Annotated in this window: 19 protein-coding genes; 10 read left to right on the top strand and 9 right to left on the bottom strand. The window is 52.1% G+C overall.

Features of this window, described 5'->3' with window-relative positions; translation table 11 throughout:
- Positions 1-5 precede the first annotated feature (5 nt).
- Positions 6-479 (bottom strand): nuclear transport factor 2 family protein, encoded by a 474-nt coding sequence (locus PMI41_RS09530; protein WP_008124155.1) that lies wholly within the window; start codon positions 477-479, stop codon positions 6-8.
- A 146-nt stretch (positions 480-625) separates the two neighbouring features.
- On the opposite strand from PMI41_RS09530, the gene PMI41_RS09525 reads away from it, so the two are divergent.
- Positions 626-1,546, top strand: coding sequence for an aldo/keto reductase (locus tag PMI41_RS09525; RefSeq protein ID WP_008124153.1), 921 nt, complete (start codon positions 626-628; stop codon positions 1,544-1,546).
- Here PMI41_RS09525 and carA read toward each other — a convergent pair.
- Positions 1,543-2,784 (bottom strand): glutamine-hydrolyzing carbamoyl-phosphate synthase small subunit, encoded by a 1,242-nt coding sequence (carA, locus tag PMI41_RS09520; RefSeq protein WP_008124151.1) that lies wholly within the window; start codon positions 2,782-2,784, stop codon positions 1,543-1,545. The two genes, PMI41_RS09525 and carA, sit on opposite strands and share 4 nt — an antisense overlap.
- Positions 2,785-3,067: 283 nt before the next feature.
- On the opposite strand from carA, the gene PMI41_RS09515 reads away from it, so the two are divergent.
- Entirely contained in the window at positions 3,068-3,517 is a 450-nt protein-coding gene (locus PMI41_RS09515) for a GatB/YqeY domain-containing protein (protein ID WP_008124149.1), read from the top strand.
- Between the two features lie 84 nt (positions 3,518-3,601).
- On the opposite strand, the gene cml is transcribed toward PMI41_RS09515, so the two are convergent.
- On the bottom strand, positions 3,602-4,798 hold the full coding sequence (gene cml, locus PMI41_RS09510) for a CmlA/FloR family chloramphenicol efflux MFS transporter (protein ID WP_008124148.1): 1,197 nt from the start codon (positions 4,796-4,798) through the stop codon (positions 3,602-3,604).
- A 397-nt stretch (positions 4,799-5,195) separates the two neighbouring features.
- Positions 5,196-5,729 (bottom strand): DUF1003 domain-containing protein, encoded by a 534-nt coding sequence (locus tag PMI41_RS09505; protein WP_008124147.1) that lies wholly within the window; start codon positions 5,727-5,729, stop codon positions 5,196-5,198.
- Between the two features lie 118 nt (positions 5,730-5,847).
- Between PMI41_RS09505 and PMI41_RS25020 the strand changes: the two genes are divergently transcribed.
- Positions 5,848-6,012 carry a hypothetical protein gene (locus PMI41_RS25020; protein WP_008124146.1) on the top strand — a complete coding sequence of 55 codons (165 nt, stop codon included), beginning with the start codon at positions 5,848-5,850 and terminating at the stop codon, positions 6,010-6,012.
- Positions 6,013-6,028: 16 nt separating this feature from the next.
- Here PMI41_RS25020 and PMI41_RS09500 read toward each other — a convergent pair whose 3' ends face one another.
- The gene (locus PMI41_RS09500; RefSeq protein ID WP_008124145.1) at positions 6,029-7,699 is read right to left on the bottom strand and encodes a Na/Pi cotransporter family protein; all 1,671 of its coding nucleotides are present in this window, start codon (positions 7,697-7,699) and stop codon (positions 6,029-6,031) included.
- Positions 7,700-8,060: 361 nt separating this feature from the next.
- On the opposite strand from PMI41_RS09500, the gene dnaG reads away from it, so the two are divergent.
- Positions 8,061-10,025: a DNA primase gene (gene dnaG, locus PMI41_RS09495; RefSeq protein WP_008124144.1), complete on the top strand. Its 1,965-nt coding sequence runs from the start codon at positions 8,061-8,063 to the stop codon at positions 10,023-10,025.
- A 303-nt stretch (positions 10,026-10,328) separates the two neighbouring features.
- Positions 10,329-12,356, top strand: coding sequence for an RNA polymerase sigma factor RpoD (rpoD, locus tag PMI41_RS09490; RefSeq protein ID WP_008124143.1), 2,028 nt, complete (start codon positions 10,329-10,331; stop codon positions 12,354-12,356).
- Between the two features lie 144 nt (positions 12,357-12,500).
- On the opposite strand, the gene PMI41_RS09485 is transcribed toward rpoD, so the two are convergent.
- The gene (locus PMI41_RS09485; protein ID WP_008124142.1) at positions 12,501-13,025 is read right to left on the bottom strand and encodes a TIGR00645 family protein; all 525 of its coding nucleotides are present in this window, start codon (positions 13,023-13,025) and stop codon (positions 12,501-12,503) included.
- 118 nt (positions 13,026-13,143) lie between these two features.
- Positions 13,144-15,246, bottom strand: coding sequence for an OmpA family protein (locus PMI41_RS09480; protein WP_040854461.1), 2,103 nt, complete (start codon positions 15,244-15,246; stop codon positions 13,144-13,146).
- 244 nt (positions 15,247-15,490) lie between these two features.
- Here PMI41_RS09480 and PMI41_RS09475 point away from each other — a divergent pair, with 244 nt between their 5' ends.
- Entirely contained in the window at positions 15,491-15,943 is a 453-nt protein-coding gene (locus PMI41_RS09475) for a YcgN family cysteine cluster protein (protein WP_040854458.1), read from the top strand.
- Between the two features lie 61 nt (positions 15,944-16,004).
- Here PMI41_RS09475 and PMI41_RS09470 read toward each other — a convergent pair whose 3' ends face one another.
- Positions 16,005-16,733: an SIMPL domain-containing protein gene (locus tag PMI41_RS09470; RefSeq protein WP_008124137.1), complete on the bottom strand. Its 729-nt coding sequence runs from the start codon at positions 16,731-16,733 to the stop codon at positions 16,005-16,007.
- A 142-nt stretch (positions 16,734-16,875) separates the two neighbouring features.
- Between PMI41_RS09470 and PMI41_RS09465 the strand changes: the two genes are divergently transcribed.
- The 4 genes from PMI41_RS09465 to PMI41_RS09450 all read left to right on the top strand — a co-directional run bounded on the left by PMI41_RS09465 (position 16,876) and on the right by PMI41_RS09450 (position 20,688).
- Positions 16,876-17,169, top strand: a complete 294-nt coding sequence (locus PMI41_RS09465; RefSeq protein ID WP_008124136.1) for a hypothetical protein — start codon at positions 16,876-16,878, stop codon at positions 17,167-17,169.
- A gap of 185 nt (positions 17,170-17,354) precedes the next feature.
- On the top strand, positions 17,355-18,386 hold the full coding sequence (locus PMI41_RS09460) for a thiamine pyrophosphate-dependent dehydrogenase E1 component subunit alpha (protein WP_008124135.1): 1,032 nt from the start codon (positions 17,355-17,357) through the stop codon (positions 18,384-18,386).
- Positions 18,387-18,390: 4 nt separating this feature from the next.
- Positions 18,391-19,389 carry an alpha-ketoacid dehydrogenase subunit beta gene (locus PMI41_RS09455; protein WP_008124134.1) on the top strand — a complete coding sequence of 333 codons (999 nt, stop codon included), beginning with the start codon at positions 18,391-18,393 and terminating at the stop codon, positions 19,387-19,389.
- 3 nt (positions 19,390-19,392) lie between these two features.
- Complete coding sequence (locus tag PMI41_RS09450; protein ID WP_008124133.1) at positions 19,393-20,688, top strand: acetoin dehydrogenase dihydrolipoyllysine-residue acetyltransferase subunit; 1,296 nt, start codon at positions 19,393-19,395, stop codon at positions 20,686-20,688.
- Here PMI41_RS09450 and PMI41_RS09445 read toward each other — a convergent pair.
- Positions 20,669-21,307, bottom strand: a complete 639-nt coding sequence (locus PMI41_RS09445; protein ID WP_008124131.1) for a hypothetical protein — start codon at positions 21,305-21,307, stop codon at positions 20,669-20,671. The two genes, PMI41_RS09450 and PMI41_RS09445, sit on opposite strands and share 20 nt — an antisense overlap.
- Positions 21,308-21,475: the final 168 nt, after the last annotated feature.

The raw sequence follows: 21,475 nt of genomic DNA, 5'->3' as shown, positions 1-21,475 counted from the left end.
ACGATTTATAGTCCGAGATCCGATAATCCCGGATGGTCCGTGGGACGTGGCCCAGTTTGATCCCAAAAGAACTTCCGCTCCGTCTCTTTGATTGGGAGATCATTGATGGAAGCAAAGCGTTTCTGCATAAGCCCGTTTTCATCGAACTCCCAGTTTTCATTGCCGTAGGCACGGAACCAGTTGCCCGAATCGTCGTGATACTCATAGGCGAACCGCACGGCGATCCGGTTTTCTGAGAATGCCCAGAGTTCCTTGATGAGGCGGTAATCTAGCTCCCGATTCCATTTTGCCTGCAGAAAAGCGATGATTTCAGCGCGTCCACGCAGAAATGTCGATCTGTTGCGCCAATATGAATCTGGCGTGTAAGCCAGTGCCACGCGTTCGGCATTGCGGCCGTTCCAGCCGTCTTCGGCGGCGCGGACCTTTTGCATTGCGGTCTCCCGCGTAAAAGGCGGAAGAGGTGGGCGTTGTTCGGACATGCGACATCTCCAAATTGTACCTATCGGTAAACTCTGTTCCAAAAGGTACAACTTCCATTTGGCTTGTCAATCAATATCGGCATGTCGTTGTTTTACGTATCGGATTCAGACTAAAACAATGGTGCAGCCATTTACAGGAAATCCATATGCCGTATGAAAACCGTATCCCACTAGGTCATGACAATCTCAGCCTCTCCCGATTGGTTCTCGGGGCATGGCGTCTTCTGAGTGGCCCTGATAGGCCAGATGCGGACAGCGTTGCCAAGCTGATTGAAGGAGCAATCAGTATCGGCCTGACGAGTTTCGACCATGCGGATATCTACGGTAATTATGGTGTGGAAGAGGTTTTCGGCGCTGGATTGAAGCGGTGGCGCGGTAAGCGCGATGCGATCGAGCTGATTACCAAGTGCGACATCATGCTGACAACGGATGCTCGTCCGACAAATCGCGTGAAGCACTACGATACAAGTGCGGCGCACATACGGACCTCCGTGGAACGCTCGCTAAAAAATCTGGGCACCGATTACATCGATGTGCTGCTCATCCATCGTCCTGATCCCTTGATGGATGCAGACGACACCGCCCGAGGACTTGAAGATGCGGTCAAAGCAGGAAAGGTGCGGGCTGTAGGCGTTTCAAACTTCCTGCCCTGGCAGTTTGATCTTCTTGCATCACGACTACCATTTCCGCTGGTTACCAACCAGATTGAACTATCGACCATGCATGTCGCGCCATTAACGGACGGCAGTCTCGATCACGCGCAGCGATTGAAGTACCCGCCTATGATCTGGTCGCCTCTTGGCGGCGGCAGCCTTTTTACAGGTGAGGGTGCTCAGGAATTGCGCGTGCGCAAAGCTTTGAGTGAAGTCGCGGCAGAACTGGGCAATGCAGATATTTCGGCGGTCGCCATTGCTTGGCTGCTACGCCACCCTGCCAAGCTTATCCCCGTTCTTGGAAGCCTGAAAATTGATCGACTGACGACCATGGCGACCGCTCTTGATATAGAGCTTGATCGCCAGCAATGGTTCGCAATCCTGAAGGCCAGTTCAGGACAAGACGTCGCCTAGGCGGCGTGATCGCGTTCGGACAAAAGCTCCATGCCCTTCTTCTGCCGGATCAAATTAAAGAACCGGCGGAAAAGGTAGTGGGAATCCTGAGGACCCGGAGAAGCTTCCGGATGATGCTGGACCGAGAATACCGGGCGGCCAGTAACGCGCAGACCGCAATTGCTGCCATCAAACAGTGAGACGTGTGTTTCTTCGACGCCTTCGGGGAAGGACGCTGCATCAACCGCAAAGCCGTGGTTCATCGAGACAATCTCAACCTTGCCTGTTGTGTCATCCCGTACCGGATGATTTGCGCCGTGATGACCCTGATGCATCTTCTTGGTGTCGCCACCAAGTGCCAATGCAAGCATTTGATGCCCGAGACAAATGCCAAATACCGGAATGTCTGTTTTGATCAACTCCTTGATTGCCGGAACCGCATATTTGCCTGTTGCAGCGGGATCGCCAGGGCCGTTGGACAGGAAAATCCCGTCTGGCTTGTAGGCCAGGACATCTTCTGCAGTTGCAGTAGCGGGAAGAATTGTAATCTTTGCACCAAGGCCCGCAATGAGACGCAGAATGTTGCGTTTGATGCCATAGTCAATGGCGACCACGTGAAATTCCGGTGCAGACTGTTCAGCAAAACCTTCGTTCCATATCCAAGGTTTTTCAGTCCAGACTGAGCTTTGTCCGGATGTAACGTCCTTGGCAAGGTCGAGATTGAGCAGGCCGTGCCATGCAGCAGCACGTGCTTTCAATGCCGGCACATCAAATTTGCCATCCGGATCATGGGCGATAACCGCATTTGGCATGCCCTTTTCACGGATGAGCGCTGTCAGAGCGCGGGTGTCTACACCCGCTAAGGCGATGACGCCGCGTGCCTTCAACCATGCATCCAGATGATCTGCCGAGCGATAGCTCGAAGGAGAAGTAATGTCGGCTTTGAATACTGCACCGACCGCGCCAGCCCTATTTGCCGGGGTCAGGTCTTCAATGTCTTCCTTGTTCGCGCCGACATTGCCAATATGCGGGAAAGTAAATGTGACGATCTGGCCGGCGTATGAGGGATCAGTCAGGATTTCCTCATATCCTGTGAGAGCCGTGTTGAAGCAGACTTCCGCTTCGCAAATACCTGAAGCGCCAAGGCCCTTACCCTCGATCACGGTACCGTCTGCCAATACGAGCAAAGCTGTAGGTTTGATTTCGGACCAACCCGCAGTCTTGGCTTGCGTGCCTGCTTCTATAGATGTGGCGGTCATGCGGTACTCCTGAAATGAGCTTGCGTCGCAGTGAAAAACGAGAGGCATTGAAAAATGCCTTCAAGTATTCCATATGACGTGGCTGAGCGCGATGGTTGATAATCATCCACCGCAGCAACAATAAAAATGTCTGGCTAAGTCCCAGTCCATAAACAAAGCAACGCCTCCGGTCAATTGCAAGACGAGCACTTGGTGGTAATTCATGTCGTGGATGACATGGCGGCCATTATTGATTTCGTTCGAAGCCATGACTAGTGTGCATGCATAACAGGAGAATACGGCCATGCGCGATACAATCGCCGGGGCACTGAATACAGCTATTAAATCTCAGGATAAACGCCGCGTTTCAACGCTGCGCCTGATCATGGCAGCCATAAAAGATCGTGACATCGTTAATCGTGGAATCGGAAAAGATCCGGTCAGCGGCGACGAGATCAGCATGATTCTAGCCAAGATGATCAAGCAGCGCGAAGAATCAGCCAAGATTTATGAAGAAGGCAATCGACTCGAACTGGCAGAGCAGGAACGTGAGGAAATCGAGATCATTCGCGATTTCATGCCGAAACAGTTTTGCGAATCCGACATACGCAGTGCCTGCACACAGGTAATCGGCGAAATCGGGGCCGGTGGGCTGCGCGACATGGGTAAGTGCATGAATGCGTTGAAAGAAAAATATGCCGGGCAGATGGACTTCAGCAAGGCCAGCGGGATTGTAAAAGAAATACTGCAATAACGGTAACGTCTGCTGTCCATGCAGCTGACGGAATAAGTCAGAAGGGCGAAAGACTGAGAGGTCTTTCGCCCTTCTTTATCCCGGCTATCGGATTTTTTGTGGTTTACTGCCCAGCGCTACTGCCAGCAGGACGATAGCGGGCAATGCTGTACAATAGGCAACCAATGGCCAGACTGTGCTGCCATCAAACAGAATCACCGCTCCGGTTCCTGCCAGTCCAGTAATCAGGCTTTGAATGCAGAAGTAAAAAGCCACTGCCGAGCCAGCCATATCAGCGAAGTCGGCAAGCGCACCATTGGCGGTGACTGATCCGGTTAACACGATACCGGCAGCTATGATCCACATCGGTATTACAAGGCTTGCAAAGTATGGGGCTGCTGCAAGCTGGCATATGGCAAGGATTGCAGCGCCTCCCAACATTGTCAGCATACCTCTGATCAGGCATCCCTTTGTGCCCCATTTGGCGACAAACCATTTGGCAGAGCGGCTGGTTATTATCATCGCGACTGCAACAGTGGCAAAGGTCAGGCTGAACTGCAGCTCAGAGTAATTTGCCTTGCCGATAAGTATTCGGGGTGCTGTTGAGAAGAACACAAAAAATGCCCCCATCGCTGCGCTGAAGCCAAATGTATAGGTCCAGAATGCCGTATTGCGAAGAATCGGGATGAAGGATCTCCGTTGAGTGCTGATGTTTGCGGGAAAAGTCTCATGCCAGAGAAACGCAGCCCGGAGTGTCGCCAGTGCGCCCAGTCCACCCAGTGCCACGAAAATAGCTCTCCATCCAAGAACATCCCCAATTAAGGCCCCGGCAATAGGTCCAAGCGCCGGTACAAAAGCGAGCATTGAAGTGAACAGGCCGTAAATGATGGTGCTTTCCGGGCGTTCGCCGTAAACATCGCGCACCGTTGCGAAGGTTGCCACCATTGCTGCGGATGCGCCAATTGCCTGGAGCACCCGGAACAACAGAAAGGGCAATGCTGTTGACGATGTGGCAAGGCAAAACGATGCTGCGACGAAGAGCAAAGCTCCAGCAATCAGCACGGGTCGTCGGCCTATACGATCGGACAGGGGCCCGAAGATGATCTGTCCAAGGCCCAGAAGGATCATGTAAAGGCTAAGTGAAAGTTGAACGATGTTGGGAGTGGTTTCCAAAATATCAGGCATCGATGGTACGACGGGGAGATAGATGTCCATCCCGAGCGAAGCCAGAATGTCGAATGGCGCCATCAGCAAGAGAGTTGCCGGGAGCGAATAAGCCCAGATTTGTTGTTTGATAGGCATGATTATATGTCCGCAAAATGAATTCATTTGGCGGCGTCTGCCCGTGATCAAAACGATAGGATTGGTCCGACAGGTCGCCGCAACAACAATGGAAGTTGCTGCGGCTTATTTGTCCGAGGTTTTCTGTGCACCCATTATGCTGCTCCAAACGGGACCTTGGTGTTGCGTTCCGAGTAGCAGGCCAAAGCTTCGGGTGCAACTATCGGGAGAATGCATGCAACTATTTGCATAGGTATTATGCATTATTGACGGTAGAGAAAAAAGTAGGCTTTGCTATCTTTGGGTTGTTGGGCTCTTTCCTCCCAGATATCCCAACGCCGAATGTACTGCACCTCCTCCCGCGGTACATTTACAATCAGGACCGCTGCACCTCCTCCCGCAGCGGTCCTTTTTTGTTTCAGGTTTTATCAAGCTTGGGTTTGCGAGGTTGAAGGTCCCGTACTTCCTTCCTCAAATGCACGACTTCCCGTTCGCACAACTCATCAATCTTCCGATGCAACAATTCGATCTTCTCGTGAAGAAGCTCGATTTCGAGTTCCGCCTTAATGTTGATCTTGTAATCATTGGCGGCCTCTTTCCGGTCTATATCCTGCTGCCGGTTCTGGCTCATCATGATAAATGGGGCGGCATAGGCAGCCTGAAAAGAAAGCGCCAGATTCAAGAGGATAAAGGGGTAGGGGTCCCACTCGCGCACGTAGGCGGTGACATTCAACAGGATCCAGAAGAACAGTATAGTGGTCTGGATGATGATAAAGCTCCACGATCCCATAGTCGCCGCAACACTATCCGCAATCCTTTGACCGCGTGTGAGTTGGCCGTCCATTTCTGCCAGTTTATGGGTCCTGATCTTGCGACGAACAGCGCGCAGGTGGTGGAGCAGTGTCCTTTCGGTATCGTGAAGGTTCTCCGTTACTTCGTTTGAATCAACCATTAACCGTCCTCATGCTCGAAAATCGCAAGATCATAATGGTGTGAATTCCCGCGCTTGCAAGCAAATGGAACCGAAATGACCCGATGCACGTTTATGGTTAACAAAAATGGAGGCTGATATGAAAGAACATAGCTGGTCTACAATTATCGGAATACTTGCAGGGCTTTCAATTGGCGCAGGTATCGGCGAAACCGTAATGGGCAACATGCTGCTCGGCGTTTTGATCGGCTCGGCCATGGGCGCGTTTATCGGTTCAAACACCCATATTCATCGCAACTATTGATAGGCGTTGATGCAGCTCAGCTGTGCAATGCGCGCAAACGAGTAGTGTTCAACAAACCCTGTTCTTCCAATACCGGGTAAGCCATCGAAGCCAAAAGTGAATTGATCTGCTTCAGATCTCTTATGGTATCCAGATGGATAGAGCTGGTTTCAAGGCTCCGGACAGTGCCTTCGCGTAGTCTACTGAAGTGGCGCTGGCTGCTCTGCTTTTCCAGGTCGCGCAGGTGATCCTTTTCAAGGACCAGCTGATGCGCTGTTTCCCGATCGCGGGATACGAGCACATTAAACGCCATACGGGCGTTGACCAGAACCTTCGCATGGAAGTTGCTGAGTTCCAGCCAGCCTTCGTCTGTAAACTTCAGCTTGCGATCCATTTTTTTCTGAACCAGCGCAAGCATGTTACGGACGATGATGTCGCCTACCTGTTCCAGCTTCACACATGCACCAAGCAATTCCTGCGCACGCGCTACCTCAAAATCAGTAAGTTTTTTCGTCGTCAGCTTAGCGAGATAAAGTTTGATTGCTGCATGCTTGCGATCAACCTTATCATCAAGCATTGACAATTGGTTGATGCGATCCTGCTCAGGGTTCTCATACAGCCCGATGACGCCGCGAAGCATGATTTCGACAGTTTCGCAAACCCGCACAGTTTCGCGAGTCGCATTGGCCAATGCGAGGCTTGGCGTATCCAGAACGCTTTCATCCAGTGCGCTGAGTTCCGCTTGAGCCAATGATGGAGCCTGTTCGATTGGCACATTGAGAGCAACAACTGCTTTCGTAACGCGCAGAACAAGTGCTGAAAGCGGGACGCCTGCCAGAAGAATGATAACATTGAACAGAATATGGCCGTTGATGACCTGATCCGCAGGTGTCGAACCAAGGAAGGCAACGGATGGTTTGAATGTCATGAAAAGGATCAGGATTACAATCGAGCCTGCTCCACGCATCAAAAGATTGCCCATAGGTACAATGCGCGCTTGCGGAGCAGCTGATCGGGTCAGCATTGGGGCGATGAAGGACGAACCAAGGTTGACACCGAAGATCATGACGATCCCGAGTTCTGGCTGGATAAGGCCGCGTGAGGCAAACGTTACCAGCAGAAGCACGGCCGCAATACTCGAATGGAACAGCCATGTCATGATCGCTGCAAGCAGGAATGCAGTTACAGGGTCAGTGTTCAGATAACCAACAATAACAGGGAGCAGGTCACTGTTACGCAGAGGCTCAGTCGCTTGACCAGTCATTTCAAGCGACAGCACGAGGAGGCCGATACCGACCAGAATGCGTCCGATCTGCCGCCAGTTGCTGCGTTCCGTGGACATGAAAATTACAGTGCCGGCCACAAGGCAAAGGGGCACGAGCAGGGTGAGGTCAAAGCTGAGTATCTTGACAACAAGAGCCGATCCGACTTCGGCCCCGCGCACTGCCATCAAGCCGGCAATGCCGCTGACAATGCCTGAACCGACGAATGATCCGACAAGCAGACTGACTGCCGTAGAGCTTTGCAATGCAATCGACAGCATCAGGCCCCAAAGAACAGCCAGAACCGGATTATGCAGGACGCCGCGAAGGCTCTGACGCATGCGCTCTCCATAGGCGCGCTCAACGCCTGTTCGAACCATACGTGTTGCCCAAAGCAGGAGCGCTACTGCGCCTGCCAAATGCAACAAAATTGCGGAACCGTTCACTTGCTAAAATCCTGACGTGTTGGAAGAACCGGAATAGCAACCATGCTTAGTTTGATTGCAATTTATTAATATAAGATATCATTCAAAAAGCGAAAAAAATATGTTCCGGCTAAGAATAAATGTGTCGTTTTCAGCATAAATCTGTTGGTTGTGGATAATTCGGATGTGATATTTCGATAATTTGCCGGCTTCGTAAAAATTGCAGCGCTTCCTGCTTTGGTCATGCTGTATGAGTCGGGGATGACGCGCTTGAAGGCCTTTCATAGCAATCTTATTTAAGGCACAATGATAATGGACTTGAGGCCGGTGCTCGCCACTGTCCTCACTATGCAGCAGCGCTTGGTTTAGAACGAATAGTCATATGCGATTTCCGCCATCTTTTCTCGACGAGATCAGGGAGCGTGTGCCGATCTCCAGCGTGATCGGGACGCGCGTTTCGTTTGATCGGAAGAAGACAAATGCACAGAAAGGCGATTTCTGGGCCTGCTGTCCATTTCATGGCGAGAAGTCACCCAGTTTTCATTGCGAAGATCGCAAAGGGCGATATCACTGTTTCGGCTGCGGCGTCACGGGAGATCATTTCCGCTTTCTCACCGAGCTTGAGGGTTTGAGTTTTCCTGAAGCAGTTCAACGCGTAGCAGACATGGCAGGCGTTCCGATGCCCGCACGCGATGCGGAGATGGAAATCCGCGAGGCGAAACGTGCGACGCTTTATGATGTCATGGAAATGGCAACGAAGTTTTTTGAAGACCAGCTGCAGGCGGCAGGTGGTGCGAAAGCACGTGCCTATTTGCGCGACCGTGGCCTGAGTGCTGCAACGCAGCACTCCTACCGTCTTGGTTATGCTCCAGAAAGCCGCAATGCCCTTAAAGAACATCTCGCCAGCAAAGGCGCGACGAAAGACCAGATCGAGGCTTGCGGACTGGTGGTCTATGGGGACGATAAGCCTGTTTCTTTTGACCGGTTCCGTGATCGTATCATGTTCCCTATCGAGGATTTGCGTGGGCGCATCATCGCGTTTGGCGGGCGGGCGCTAGCTCCCAATGCCATTGCAAAATACATGAACTCCAACGAGACCGAGCTTTTCCACAAAGGCAAAATTCTCTTTAATGCACTACGTGCCCGCAAAGCGGCGCAACCACAGGCTGGCCAGCCAGCCAAAGCCGTGATTGCGGTTGAAGGCTATATGGATGTGATAGCTTTGGCACAGGCGGGATTTGCCCAGGCGGTTGCGCCGCTGGGAACAGCATTGACAGAAGATCAGCTTGACCTTCTTTGGCGAATGTCACCGGAGCCAGTGCTTTGTTTCGATGGAGACAGTGCTGGCATCAAGGCGGCTTACCGGGCTATCGACTTGGCTTTACCGGCGCTGAAACCCGGTTATTCACTACGGTTTGCTGTATTGCCGGAAGGCAAGGATCCCGATGATCTCGTCAAGTCCTCAGGCTCACAGGCATTTCAGGATGTGCTCAATGATGCACGTCCCTTGGCCGATATGTTGTGGACCCGCGAAACGTCGAGCGGCGTTTTCGATACGCCCGAGCGCCGGGCCGAACTCGAAGCGCGTCTTAAACAGATGACCGCGCTCATCGCGGATGAAAATGTTCGGCGACATTACGGGCAGGACGTACGCGAACGCATCCAGCAGTTTTTTGGCTCTGGCCAGCGCGGTAATGATCGTCGGAATAATGGTGAGCACGGCAATAACCCCAACGGTTACGGTCAAAACGGATATGGCCAACGCGGAAAAGGCGCCGCTAGCGGCCGTTTTGCCGTGTCGGACAGTTTGGCCCGTTCGGTTCTTGTGAAGACGACATCGGCTGCGCCGCCATTGCGGGAAACGGCGATTCTGATGACTTTGTTCAATCATCCGCGTTTGATCGAGGAGGATTTTGAAACTGTCGTGCGGCTCGAATTCAGTCATCCGGATTTGAAGCGGTTTCACGCTGCCATGTTAAACGCGATGGCTGAACACCACGTTGCCAATGGCGCTGAAATGCGCAAGGCAATGGTCGATACCAATCATGGCGCTCTGATCGAAGCCCTTGAAGCGTTGACGCGCCGCGCAAGGATGTGGACTGCCACCGCACAGGCTGCTGAAGAGGATGCTTTGGAAGCTTTGAGGCAGGCGGTTCACTTGCATCAGCGCGCAAGCACACTACATAAGGAGCTGAAGGTCGCCGAAACTGCCTTGGCAACCGAAGCGACCGACGAAAATCTTAACAGACTACTCGATATTCAGAACGATATCCGCAATGCGCAAGCAACGGAAGCGCTGATTGAAGGGTTTGGAATCCCCTCTGGACGCTCTGGAAAGGGTTTTTGACCGAATTGATTCGCTTTTTTGACCCGAATCAGTTGAGTCGGGGTTGACGTGGGTCAATAATGACGGAATCAGATTGCGCAGAATTGTAGATATTGCGTTGATGTTTGTGGGTTTAGCAGAAATACCGGCAAATTCGACAGATATGCAGCGTGTTCGCCACCGGAATAACAAGGTTAATCCGCCATTAACAGGATTTCGGCTAGTCGATCATTTAATACCTTGATGATGTAGGGGAACCGGTGCGCTGCCGCACTCGTTGTTCTCATGCATGAAAAAAGCGAACCTCGCTTGGAGACATAAAATATGGCAACGAAGGCAAAGGAAAATGAGGAAGTAGAAGTCGAGCGCGAAGGCGCGCCAGACGGACCGCTTCTCGACCTTTCCGATGACGCTGTCAAGAAGATGATCAAGCTCGCCAAGAAGCGCGGCTATGTAACGATGGATGAACTCAATGCAGTTCTTCCATCCGAAGAGGTCACTTCAGAACAGATCGAAGACACGATGGCGATGCTCAGCGATATGGGCATCAATGTCGTTGAGGATGACGAGCAGGACGCGGACGCCGAAGAGGCTGACAACAGTGCCGACGATGAAAGCGATGCACGTGAGCTCGCGGAATCAACGGGTACTGCGGTTGCTCCGACAGTTACCAAGAAAGAACCTACAGACCGCACGGATGATCCTGTCCGCATGTATCTGCGTGAGATGGGTACTGTCGAACTCTTGTCGCGTGAAGGCGAAATCGCCATCGCCAAGCGTATCGAGGCTGGTCGCGAGACCATGATCTCCGGCCTGTGTGAAAGCCCGCTGACCTTCCAGGCGATCATCATCTGGCGTGAAGCTTTGAATGAATCGCAGATTTTGCTACGCGAAATCATTGATCTTGAAACGACCTATGCCGGTCCGGAAGCCAAGCAAGCGCCTGTTATCGAGCGTGTCGAGGAAGAAAAGCCGGCATCAGGCAACGACCGCTCGCGCAGTCGCCGTGACGATGACGACATCACAAATGTCGGTGGTGATACCCAGATCGAAGAAGACGATGATGAGGATGATGAGGCCAATCTGTCGCTCGCAGCGATGGAAGCCGAGTTGCGTCCACAGGTCATGGAAACCCTCGACGTTATTGCTGACACCTACAAGAAGCTGCGCAAGCTTCAGGATCAGCAGGTTGAGGCCCGCCTTGCTGCCTCGGGCTCGCTGTCGCCAAGCCAGGAGCGCCGCTACAAGGAACTCAAGGATCAGTTGATCAAGGCTGTGAAGTCGTTGTCGCTGAACCAGAACCGTATTGAAGCACTGGTTGCCCAGCTTTACGATATCAACAAGCGTCTCGTGCAGAACGAGGGACGCCTGCTACGTCTGGCAGAGTCCTATGGCGTACGCCGTGAAGATTTCCTGAAAGAATATCAGGGCAACGAGCTTGATCCGAACTGGTTGAAAGCTGTTTCCAACCTGACAACGCGCGGCTGGAAAGAGTTTACCAAGAACGAAAAAGAGACGATCAAGAATCTGCGTACAGAAATTCAGAACATGGCGCAGGAAACTGCGATCTCCATTTCGGAATTCCGCCGGATCGTCAATCAGGTGCAGAAGGGCGAACGCGAAGCGGCGCTTGCCAAGAAGGAAATGGTCGAGGCAAATCTGCGTCTCGTTATTTCCATTGCCAAGAAGTACACCAACCGTGGGTTGCAGTTCCTTGATCTCATTCAGGAAGGCAATATTGGCTTGATGAAAGCGGTCGATAAGTTTGAATATCGCCGTGGTTACAAGTTCTCGACCTACGCAACATGGTGGATTCGTCAGGCAATCACGCGCTCTATTGCCGATCAGGCTCGCACGATCCGCATTCCGGTGCACATGATCGAAACGATCAACAAGATCGTCCGTACATCGCGCCAGATGCTGCATGAAATCGGCCGTGAACCGACACCGGAAGAATTGGCTGAGAAATTGGCGATGCCTCTGGAGAAGGTCCGCAAGGTCCTGAAGATTGCCAAGGAGCCAATCTCGCTCGAAACACCGGTTGGTGACGAGGAAGATTCTCATCTAGGTGATTTCATCGAAGACAAGAATGCGCTTCTGCCTATTGATGCTGCGATTCAGGCGAACCTGCGCGATACGACGACACGGGTACTGGCATCACTGACACCACGTGAAGAGCGTGTACTGCGTATGCGCTTCGGTATTGGTATGAACACTGATCATACACTTGAAGAAGTTGGTCAGCAGTTCTCGGTTACCCGCGAGCGTATTCGCCAGATTGAAGCCAAAGCACTTCGCAAGCTCAAGCATCCGAGCCGCTCGCGCAAACTGCGCAGCTTCCTCGACAGCTAAGCAAATACTTTGCTGAAAATAAAAACGGGACGGATGAAAATCCGTCCCGTTTTTTTGCTGGTTACTCCATTTGGGGAGTAGGAGGCGCTGGCTGAGTATTCCTAGTCAGCCTCATAAAAACCCTGCATTTGCCAGGTCTTTTATTCAGAGCGATGGCTCATTTGATTTCTTGTCGCCCTTATCCTTGGCCATAAGCTTGTCGATATATGCGAGAAACAAGGCTGAGAACACGAAGGCAAGGTGGATGATTGTGAACCACATCAGCTGTTCGTTGCTGTACTGAGTCAGGTTCAAGAATATCTGCAACAGATGGATCGAAGAAATAGCGACGATAGTTGACGCAACTTTGATCTTGAGTGAGCCGGCATCAATCGTGCCCAGCCAATGCACCTCATCCGCCTGATCAAACCGCGATACGAAGTTTTCATAGCCAGAAATAATGACCATCACCACGAGGCTTGCAACAAGCGCAGCATCTATAAGGCTCAGCATTTTCAAGATGGTGTCGGTTTCGTTAAGGATCATGACCTTTGAGACGAAATCGACAAGCTTACCGGCGAATGAAAACGCATAGATCGCCAGCGCAATGGCCAACCCCAGATAAAAGACGACCAAAAGCCAGCGTGAAGCAAGGATGATGTTTTCGATAAAGATTTCTATGCGTTTCATTTACTCGGTCCGGTGTAAGGATAGTTTCAAGCAACAAATAGCGACCATACGCGCGAACTCAAGCGATAATCGCAAAAAACCCGGACCAAGGCCCGGGTTTTCGTCGTACTGAGGGTGATTATTTATTGCTTGCCAATGGGGCAACAAGCGGCGTGATCCTGCGGATCGCGACACGACGGTTCTGCTGCTCAGGGCCGTCTGATTTGATTTTCAGATAGCTCTCGCCATAGCCCTGCGTTGCCATGTTTTCAGGCGGGATGTCGAAGACATTTGTCAAAGCCTGCGCGACTGACTCTGCACGCTTGTCCGAGAGGACAAGATTGGCCTGATCCGAGCCCACAGCGTCCGTATGTCCTTCGATAAGGAAGGTTTCAGCGGGGTTCTTTTTCAACGTCTGAGCCATAGCCTTGGCAACACTTTCGATCCGCGCGATCTGATCCTCACCAATTTCGGCCGAACCAAAGGGGAAGGTGATGGTATCCAGATCGACACGGCGTACCTTGTCGCGAATGCGGGCAGAACGCTTTACTTCGTCGACGGAATAGAGACGTTCTACACGCTCAACCGGCGGCCTTGCGAAGAATTCGTACACATCCTCCTCAGGTGCTTCCTCAGCATCCATAATATATTCCCGTACGGGAATGGTCAGACGTAGTGGTGGAAGATCATCACCAGGATCGCGCCATTCAACCCGCTCTTCACGATCATAATCAGGCGCATAGCTCAGCACGACCTCACGCCCATCGGGCATTACGCGCGAACGTTGGATTACATCGCCATAACGATTGCGGACCGTGATGATCTGGACGCCGTTGTCGCGCACTATGGTCTCACGTGTGCGGCTGCGTGGCAGATCCTCGTAATATACATCCTGTGCATCGCGAGACATGCGAGGGCGATCAGAGCTTTCAACGAAAATATTGTTGTTCACTTCGACAATCGTGCGGTTATCGAACTGCTTGATGACCTGCACGTCATCTGGCCGCTCATCGCGCCTGCGTTCCTTGGTGCGTGTGCCTTTTTCCGTACGTACTGGTTCAATCTTGATCGGTGCCAGTTCCTGCTGCACCTCTGCATCAGATTCTGGCGGCGCAACAGGAGGCGTCGCTGGCTGCTCAACCGGCGGCTTACCAGTCACCTGATCCCGTTTGCCGCCACGACCCTTGCCTTCGCGGCCGCCCTTCACCGACTTGTCACTGTCAAGCACGGGTGCAGCGTTTTCCGGTAGCGGTGACGCTTCCCGAGGGTCAGGCTTGGCGGTTTCTCCTGCCGGAACCTCTGCCGTGCCCTCAGCAGGCCTTGTTTCCTGATCAGGTGCTGCAGGCTTTGCCTCTTCTGCAGGAGTTGCAGGAGCTTCACCAGTTGGCTTTGGTGTCACCGCCGGCTTTGGCGCTTGTTCACCTGCTTGAGGCGCAGCTTCTTCGGTAGAAGTTTCCTTGGCAGCTTCATCAGCTGCTTTCTTTGCATCTTCGGCCGCCTGTTCAGACTGTTTATCTGCAGCTTTCTGGGCGCGATCAGTCTTCTTGCGAGCTTCTTCTTCCGCTGATTTTTGAGCTTCTGCGGCTTTGTCAGCCTCTTCCTGAGCGGCCTTTTTAGCGTTTTCCGCTTCCTTGGCCGTTTCCTCTTCAGTTGCTTTTGCTGCTTCGGCCTCTGCTGCGGCTTTCTTTCGTGCCTCTTCAGCTACAGCCTTCTGCTCCTCAGCTGCTTTATCAGCCTCGGCTTGGGCGTCTCGCTTAGCCTGCTCTGCGTCCTCGGCGGCTTGCTTCTGTGCAGCCTCGGCAGCCGCTGCGTCATCAGCGGCTTTTTGTTTGGCCTCAGCTTCTACAGCCTTTTGTTCTTCAGCAGCTTTGTCGGATTCCGCTTGAGCGTCGCGTTGAGCTTGCTCCGCTTTTGCAGCAGCTTCTGCCTCAGCATCGCGAGCGCCTTGATCAGCTTGTTCTTTGGCCTGCTCGGCCGCCTGCTTTTGGGACTCGGCAGCAGCGTCCGACTCTTCCGCCGCCTGCTGTTTGGCGTCATCTACCTGTTCTTCAACCGGTTTCTTGACAGGTTCTTCTACTGCTTCCGCTTCCGGCTCCTGGTTTTCAGCCTGGGCGAGCAGCATTTGCGGCACATTGGTATTCGATGAAATATATGGCCGGTTCAAAGCTGGTTGCTCTGCCATCGCATGGGGCGAAGAAAATAGAATTGCCGTTGAGGCGAAAAAAAGTGCTGTCCGTTTCATGTCCATCCCTGTCTCGCATTTCGAAAGTCTGAAATACGTAAAATGTTTGTGACCGGAACCTGTTCCCATTTTGTGGCAACCTGTTGTCCGACGGTCGTCATAGGAGGCGGTCAGCGCGACCGAATCCGATAATGCAGGATTGCAGGCCCGGCCTGTATCTGATGTGAAGGGCCTGTTCATCCTGCGTTCATGGGTGAGACATCAAGGCAATGGACGGGATGTTGCCGGCGTTGTATTTGAGCGCATGCCTAGCGAACCATTCTGGAAAACCAAAACACTTGATGAGCTTAACCGCTCTGAATGGGAAAGCCTGTGCGATGGTTGTGGCCGCTGTTGCCTGCACAAGCTTGAAGACGAAGATACGGAAGAAATCTATTTTACAACTGTAGCATGCACATTGCTTGATGCTGGAACGTGCCAATGTTCAGATTACGTTGGCAGGAAAAAGAAAGTTCCAGATTGTGTCTTCCTCACACCGGAAATCGTTAGAACTGTTGATTGGCTTCCCGAAACCTGTGGTTATCGGCTGATAGATGAAGGACAGGATCTTTATTGGTGGCACCCGCTGGTTTCAGGCTCCGGCGATACCGTTCATGAAGCTGGAATCTCGGTGCGTGGGCAAGTGACAGCCTTTGACCATGACTTGAAATCCGATGAGGATTATTTCGAGCACATGATCAAGGTGCCGATCAGTTAGGGGACACCGACAACAAAAAGGGCGCCCTTAAGGCGCCCTCAATGTCAAAGAATGGTGGCTCTTAGTTTTTCAGTTCGAATGTTACATTCACTGACACGTTATAGGTATTCTCGCCAGCCGCTACTGGTACGGAGTCAGCGGCCATTGCCATCATCTTGCCTTGCGCCATTGGCATCGGGCGAGGATTATACGACTGCTCACTAATCTCAACGACTTTGCCGAGTTCAACACCGGCGGCTGCGCTTAACGTCTTGGCCTTTGAAACAGCACTTGCCACAGCCTTCTTGCGGGCTTCTTCGAGAATCGCGTCCGGCTTGTCATTGGTAAATGTCAGATTGCCACCCTGATTGACGCCAAGTGATACTGACTGATCGAGGATTTCACCAACCTTTTTCAAATCACGCACACGGACGGAGAGCGAGTTGGACACGGCATATCCCACGATCTTCGGTGCTTCGGGCGGCTGCTTGCCATTATTGTTTTCTGGGTAGACGTAACGCGGTTCAATGTTGAATCCCGATGTCTGAAGATCGCGATCGGCAATACCGGCCTTCTTCATTCCATCGAGGACTTTTGCCATTGATGCATTGTTTGCTGTCAATGCTTCCCGTGCCGTTGGCTTTTCTTCCATTACAACGAGCGAAAGAATTGCTGTGTCGGGTGCTACGGCAGCTTCACCTTCGCCTGTGACAATAATGCGCGGGCGCGGAGTTTCATCCGCAAACGCTGCAAAAGGAACGGCCATCATCGCAGTTGTGGCGAAAGCAAGGGTCAGGAATTTTGATGTCATGGATATCTCCCCAAATGACGTGAAGCTGCTGACTCGCAGGTCATTATGGGTGGATTAGGGCAAAAAGCAAAAAAACTGATCGCACGCAAAATATGCATCCAAAAGCGTTCTTTGACGTTCCTTCTATATAAAGGAGTGCATTATGACCGACGAAAAAGCCAAAAGCAGCACGGCCCAGAACGAAAATCAGGAAAAGCCGCTGAGAACTCCCATTGAAACTCAAGATTGGGATGAGGTGGGTAGCTCTGAAGTGCAGGCGGATGACGAACTGGTGATCTCGGGTGGACGCCAAGTGGAATCCGAAGACGCAGGCGATTTATCTGAAGATGACGATGACAATCCATATCAGGAAAGCGACGAAGCCTTGCCGGACGATAAGGAGGAGGCTGAGATTGCACTGGATCCGGAGCGTGAGGGGCGCCGCTTCGGCGATTGAACCACATATTCATTCCTACCAAAAAACGCCTACGAAAAGTGGGCGTTTTTTCTTTGTAAGCAACTCGACATTATGCACATAGGTATTGACTAAGATACAAATGTTCATTACTCGATAGAGTAGTTGCAATGCTGTTTTTCAATGCGTTGGCAGCGTAGTTGGACAATCAGTCAAGGAGCGCCGAGATGGCTTCCGCCAGAACGTCAAATGCGAAACTCAAGGATGACGGCAGCAATCTTCCGTTTGCATTTCGGCATTATTCGTCCGAGCAATTGAAAGAAGCTTTGCGCAAAATGTATCTGATCCGCCGTTTCGAAGAGGGCGCTGAAGAATCATACACGCGCGGGCTTATTCACGGCACGATGCACCTTTCTATAGGCCAAGAAGCCAGTGCTGTCGGCATATCCATGCCGCTTGCCGAAGATGACATGATTACTTCTACCCATCGCGGTCATGGCCATTGCATCGCCAAAGGCGCTGATGTTTCGAGGATGTTTGCCGAGTTCTTCGGCAAAGAGACGGGCTACTGCAAGGGCCGCGGCGGCTCAATGCATATAGCCGATGTTTCTAAAGGAAATCTTGGCGCTAATGGCATTGTAGGCGGCGGCATTCCAATTGCCGTTGGTGCAGCGCTGTCTGCCAAAAAGCAGAAGAACGGCAAGGTTGTCATTTCCTATTTTGGTGATGGCGCAAACAATGAAGGTGCCTTTCACGAAGCGCTCAACATGGCGGCTGTATGGAAGCTTCCTGTTGTCTTCGTTTGCGAGAATAATGGGTATGGCATGTCTACTTCGACAGCGCGTTCGACTGCTGTTGCCAATGTAGCCGACCGCGCGCCAGCTTATAATATGCCCGGCGTGATTGTTGACGGAAATAACCTGTCTGATGTGGCGGAAGCTTCGCACGACGCCGTAGAGCGGGCTCGGCGCGGTGAGGGGCCCACACTTATCGAGTGCAAAACGTACCGTCATCGCGGGCACTCCAAAAGCGATCGCAATCGCTATCGCACCAAAGAGGAAATTGAGGATTGGATCAGCAACCGTGATCCGATTCATTTCTTTGAGGACCAGTTGAAAGAATTTGGATTTCTTGATGATCAGCAAATTACCGTTCTTCGCGAAGGCGTGGAAAAGGAAATCGCCGAAGCGATTGAGTTTGCCAAGGACAGCCCATCACCGGATCTGAATAATCTGACGCGTGACGTATATACGGACTGATTTGATGAATGAGATAATACGCGAACTGAGCTACTCGCAAGCTATCCAGGAAGCAATGGCCATCGCAATGGAGGCTGATGACCGGGTGTTTCTCATGGGTGAGGATATCGGCGTTTACGGCGGTGCCTTTCAGGTTACAGGTGATTTGGTTCAGCGTTTTGGCGAAGATCGCGTCATGGACACCCCAATCTCCGAACTCGGTGGTGCAGGTGTTGCAGTGGGTGCGGCGCTGACAGGTATGCGTCCGATATTCGAGTTTCAGTTTTCAGATTTTGCGGCTTTGGCGATGGAGCAGATCGTCAATCAGGCGGCAAAAATGCGCTACATGCTTGGCGGTGCCGTTTCTGTTCCATTGGTCATGCGATTTCCGGCAGGCTCGGGCACTGGTGCAGCAGCTCAGCATAGCCAGAGTCTGGAAGCATGGTTCGGGCATGTTCCGGGGCTGAAGGTCATTCAACCTTCCACACCGTATGACGCCAAAGGCATGTTGCTTGCCGCCATTGAAGACCCGGACCCTGTCATGATCTTCGAGCATAAGCTTCTTTACAAAATGAAGGGGCCAGTTCCTGAGGGACATTACACTGTGCCAATCGGCAAAGCGGCTGTTGTGCGTGAAGGTACTGACCTGACGATCGTTGCCTCGGCAATTATGGTTCACAAGGCGCTTGAGGCCGCTCACGAACTAGCAAAAGAGGGTATCAACGTCGAGGTCGTGGATTTGCGTACGGTGCGCCCGATGGACAAGGATACTATCATTGCCAGCGTCAAAAAGACGTCGAAACTCATGTGCGTGTATGAGGGTGTGAAGACACTTGGCGTTGGCGCGGAAGTAAGTGCGATGATTGCCGAGAGTGAGGCCTTCGACTATCTGGATGCACCTATCGTCCGTCTTGGCGGTGCTGAAACACCAATTCCGTATAATCCTGATCTGGAAAAAGCGACCGTTCCACAAGTGCCCGGCATCGTCGAGAGTGCGCGCGCGCTCATCAAAGGGGTGCGATAGGCTATGCCGGTCGAAGTTATCCTGCCGAAGGTCGATATGGACATGGAAAGCGGCCAGATTTCACGATGGTACGCAAAAGAAGGCGAAGCCATTACGAAGGGGCAATTGCTCTTCGAAATTGAGACCGATAAGGCAGCGATGGAAATTGATGCCCCGTCCTCAGGCATTTTGCGCCAAGTAACAGCTCAAGAAGGCGCGACGGTTCCCGTAGGACAGGCTGTTGCCTGGATATATGCAGAAGGCGAAAGTTACGAAGCATCAGCATCGGTTGAAGTACAGGCAGAAGTTTCTTCAAAAAAGCTGGAAACCAGCGTACAGGCGGTAACGCCCGAACCTGAGGCTGTAAGTGATAGGAGCGAAGGCATCCGGGCCACTCCTTTGGCGCGAAGGCTCGCACGCGAGGCCGGGGTTGATCTGGCTACGGTCAAGGGTTCCGGACCAAAGGGCCGCATCCAAAAGCAAGACATTGAAGTTGAAACTCGTGCGCAGACAGGCGCTGCAAAGCCATTGGTAACTGCCAAAGGCGATGCGCCACTTAATGCGGTGTGGCTGCGGGAAGGCAAGGGCAAAGCGCTGGCGCCCGTTGTGTTGCTGCATGGTTTCGGTGCTGATTTGAATAGCTGGCGACCTATGCTTGGCGGTGGTAGCATCGATAATCCTGTGCTTGCCATCGATCTGCCCGGTCACGGTGAATCGACACTTTCCATTCCGGAAAGCCTTGAAGCGATTGCCAGTCAAATTGAGCAAACTATCGTCCGATATCATGTCGGGCCCGTCATACTCGTCGGGCATTCTTTCGGTGGTGCCATTGCTGCAGAAGTTGCAGGTAGAGGTAATCTGGATGCGCAAGCGCTGGTGTTGATAGCACCTGCTGGCCTCGGCCCGGAAATCAATGGTGCGTTTCTGTCCGGTTTTGTCCGCGCCCGCTCCGAACCAAGTCTTCTGGCATGGATGAAGCAATTGGTTGAAGACGAGAGCCTTTTAACCAAGCCTTTTGTCGCGGCGACATTACAACAATCGCAAAACAACGCTTTGCGTGAAGCGCAACGGCTTATTAGCGACCGCTTCTTTGCTGACGGCACTCAGGTTTTCAGCATAAGGCAGACACTGAATCGCTTGTCGATTCCTGTCCGCGTCATCTTCGGTGCTGCTGATCGCGTCATTCCGGCAAGTCATGCTAATGGCTTACCGGGCGAGATTGCTTTGCACCTGTTTGCTCAATCCGGCCATATGCCGCAATTGGAACGGCGTGAAGCTGTTATGCGTATCCTGAAAGAAGTCAGCCAACTGGTAAAATAGGATCGGCAGGCTTTTTGCCCAGTGTTGCACGGCGGATTGCGCTGCGTGCAGAAGCCAGATCAGGTGCTAGCCAATTGGGCTCAATACCTACAAACTTGTCGAGAAATGCAATCGCGTATGCGGGCATTTCCCCGACGTTTTCACGATAAGACCACCAAGTGCGCAGATCCTCAGCGCACTTGCTTATCTGCGGGGAAGTGCCAAATTCCTGCTCGCAGATAGCTGCGATCGCTCCAACACAATAGTTCGTATAAAGAAAACCCTCTGGCCAGAAGGCGATGATATCGCGCATTTCCGGCTGGGAAAGGGCATCATCGCCGGATTTTCCTGCCGCTTTGGCAGGGGCTTCCGTAATTAATTCTTTAAGTGCCATGCCTGCAGCAAAGATAATGAAATCTTTCCGATCAATGTCGGCATATGATTTTTGCTGTTCGATGGTTTCGATCCAATTGAGAAAGGCTCTCGTCAATTTTGTATCGTCAATCGAATAGTAATGGCCATAATGCTGTGTGATGAGTGCAGCGTTTTTGCGGAAGGCCATGCGAAACCAGCGCAACTGCCGCAGGCGATGACGCAGGTCAGGCATGAGAACAAGCTCATCCTTGAAAATAGAGTTCATCTCGCCCTACCTCGACTGCTTTTAGCTTGGATCGTTGTATTATACATATTGACACTTCAAAGAACAAATGTTCTATTTTTTCTGTTCGCTGACTAGCATATTTACCGGTTATCTATCTCGTTTCAAAAACCCATGACGGTTTTTCTGGTTATAGTTTAATCATAGCAT

Origin of the sequence: Phyllobacterium sp. YR531 (assembly GCF_000282595.1) — a bacterium.
GTDB lineage: Bacteria > Pseudomonadota > Alphaproteobacteria > Rhizobiales > Rhizobiaceae > Phyllobacterium.
The sequence above is the reverse complement of the archived record's forward strand: the minus strand, read 5'-3'. Positions and strand labels throughout refer to the sequence as shown.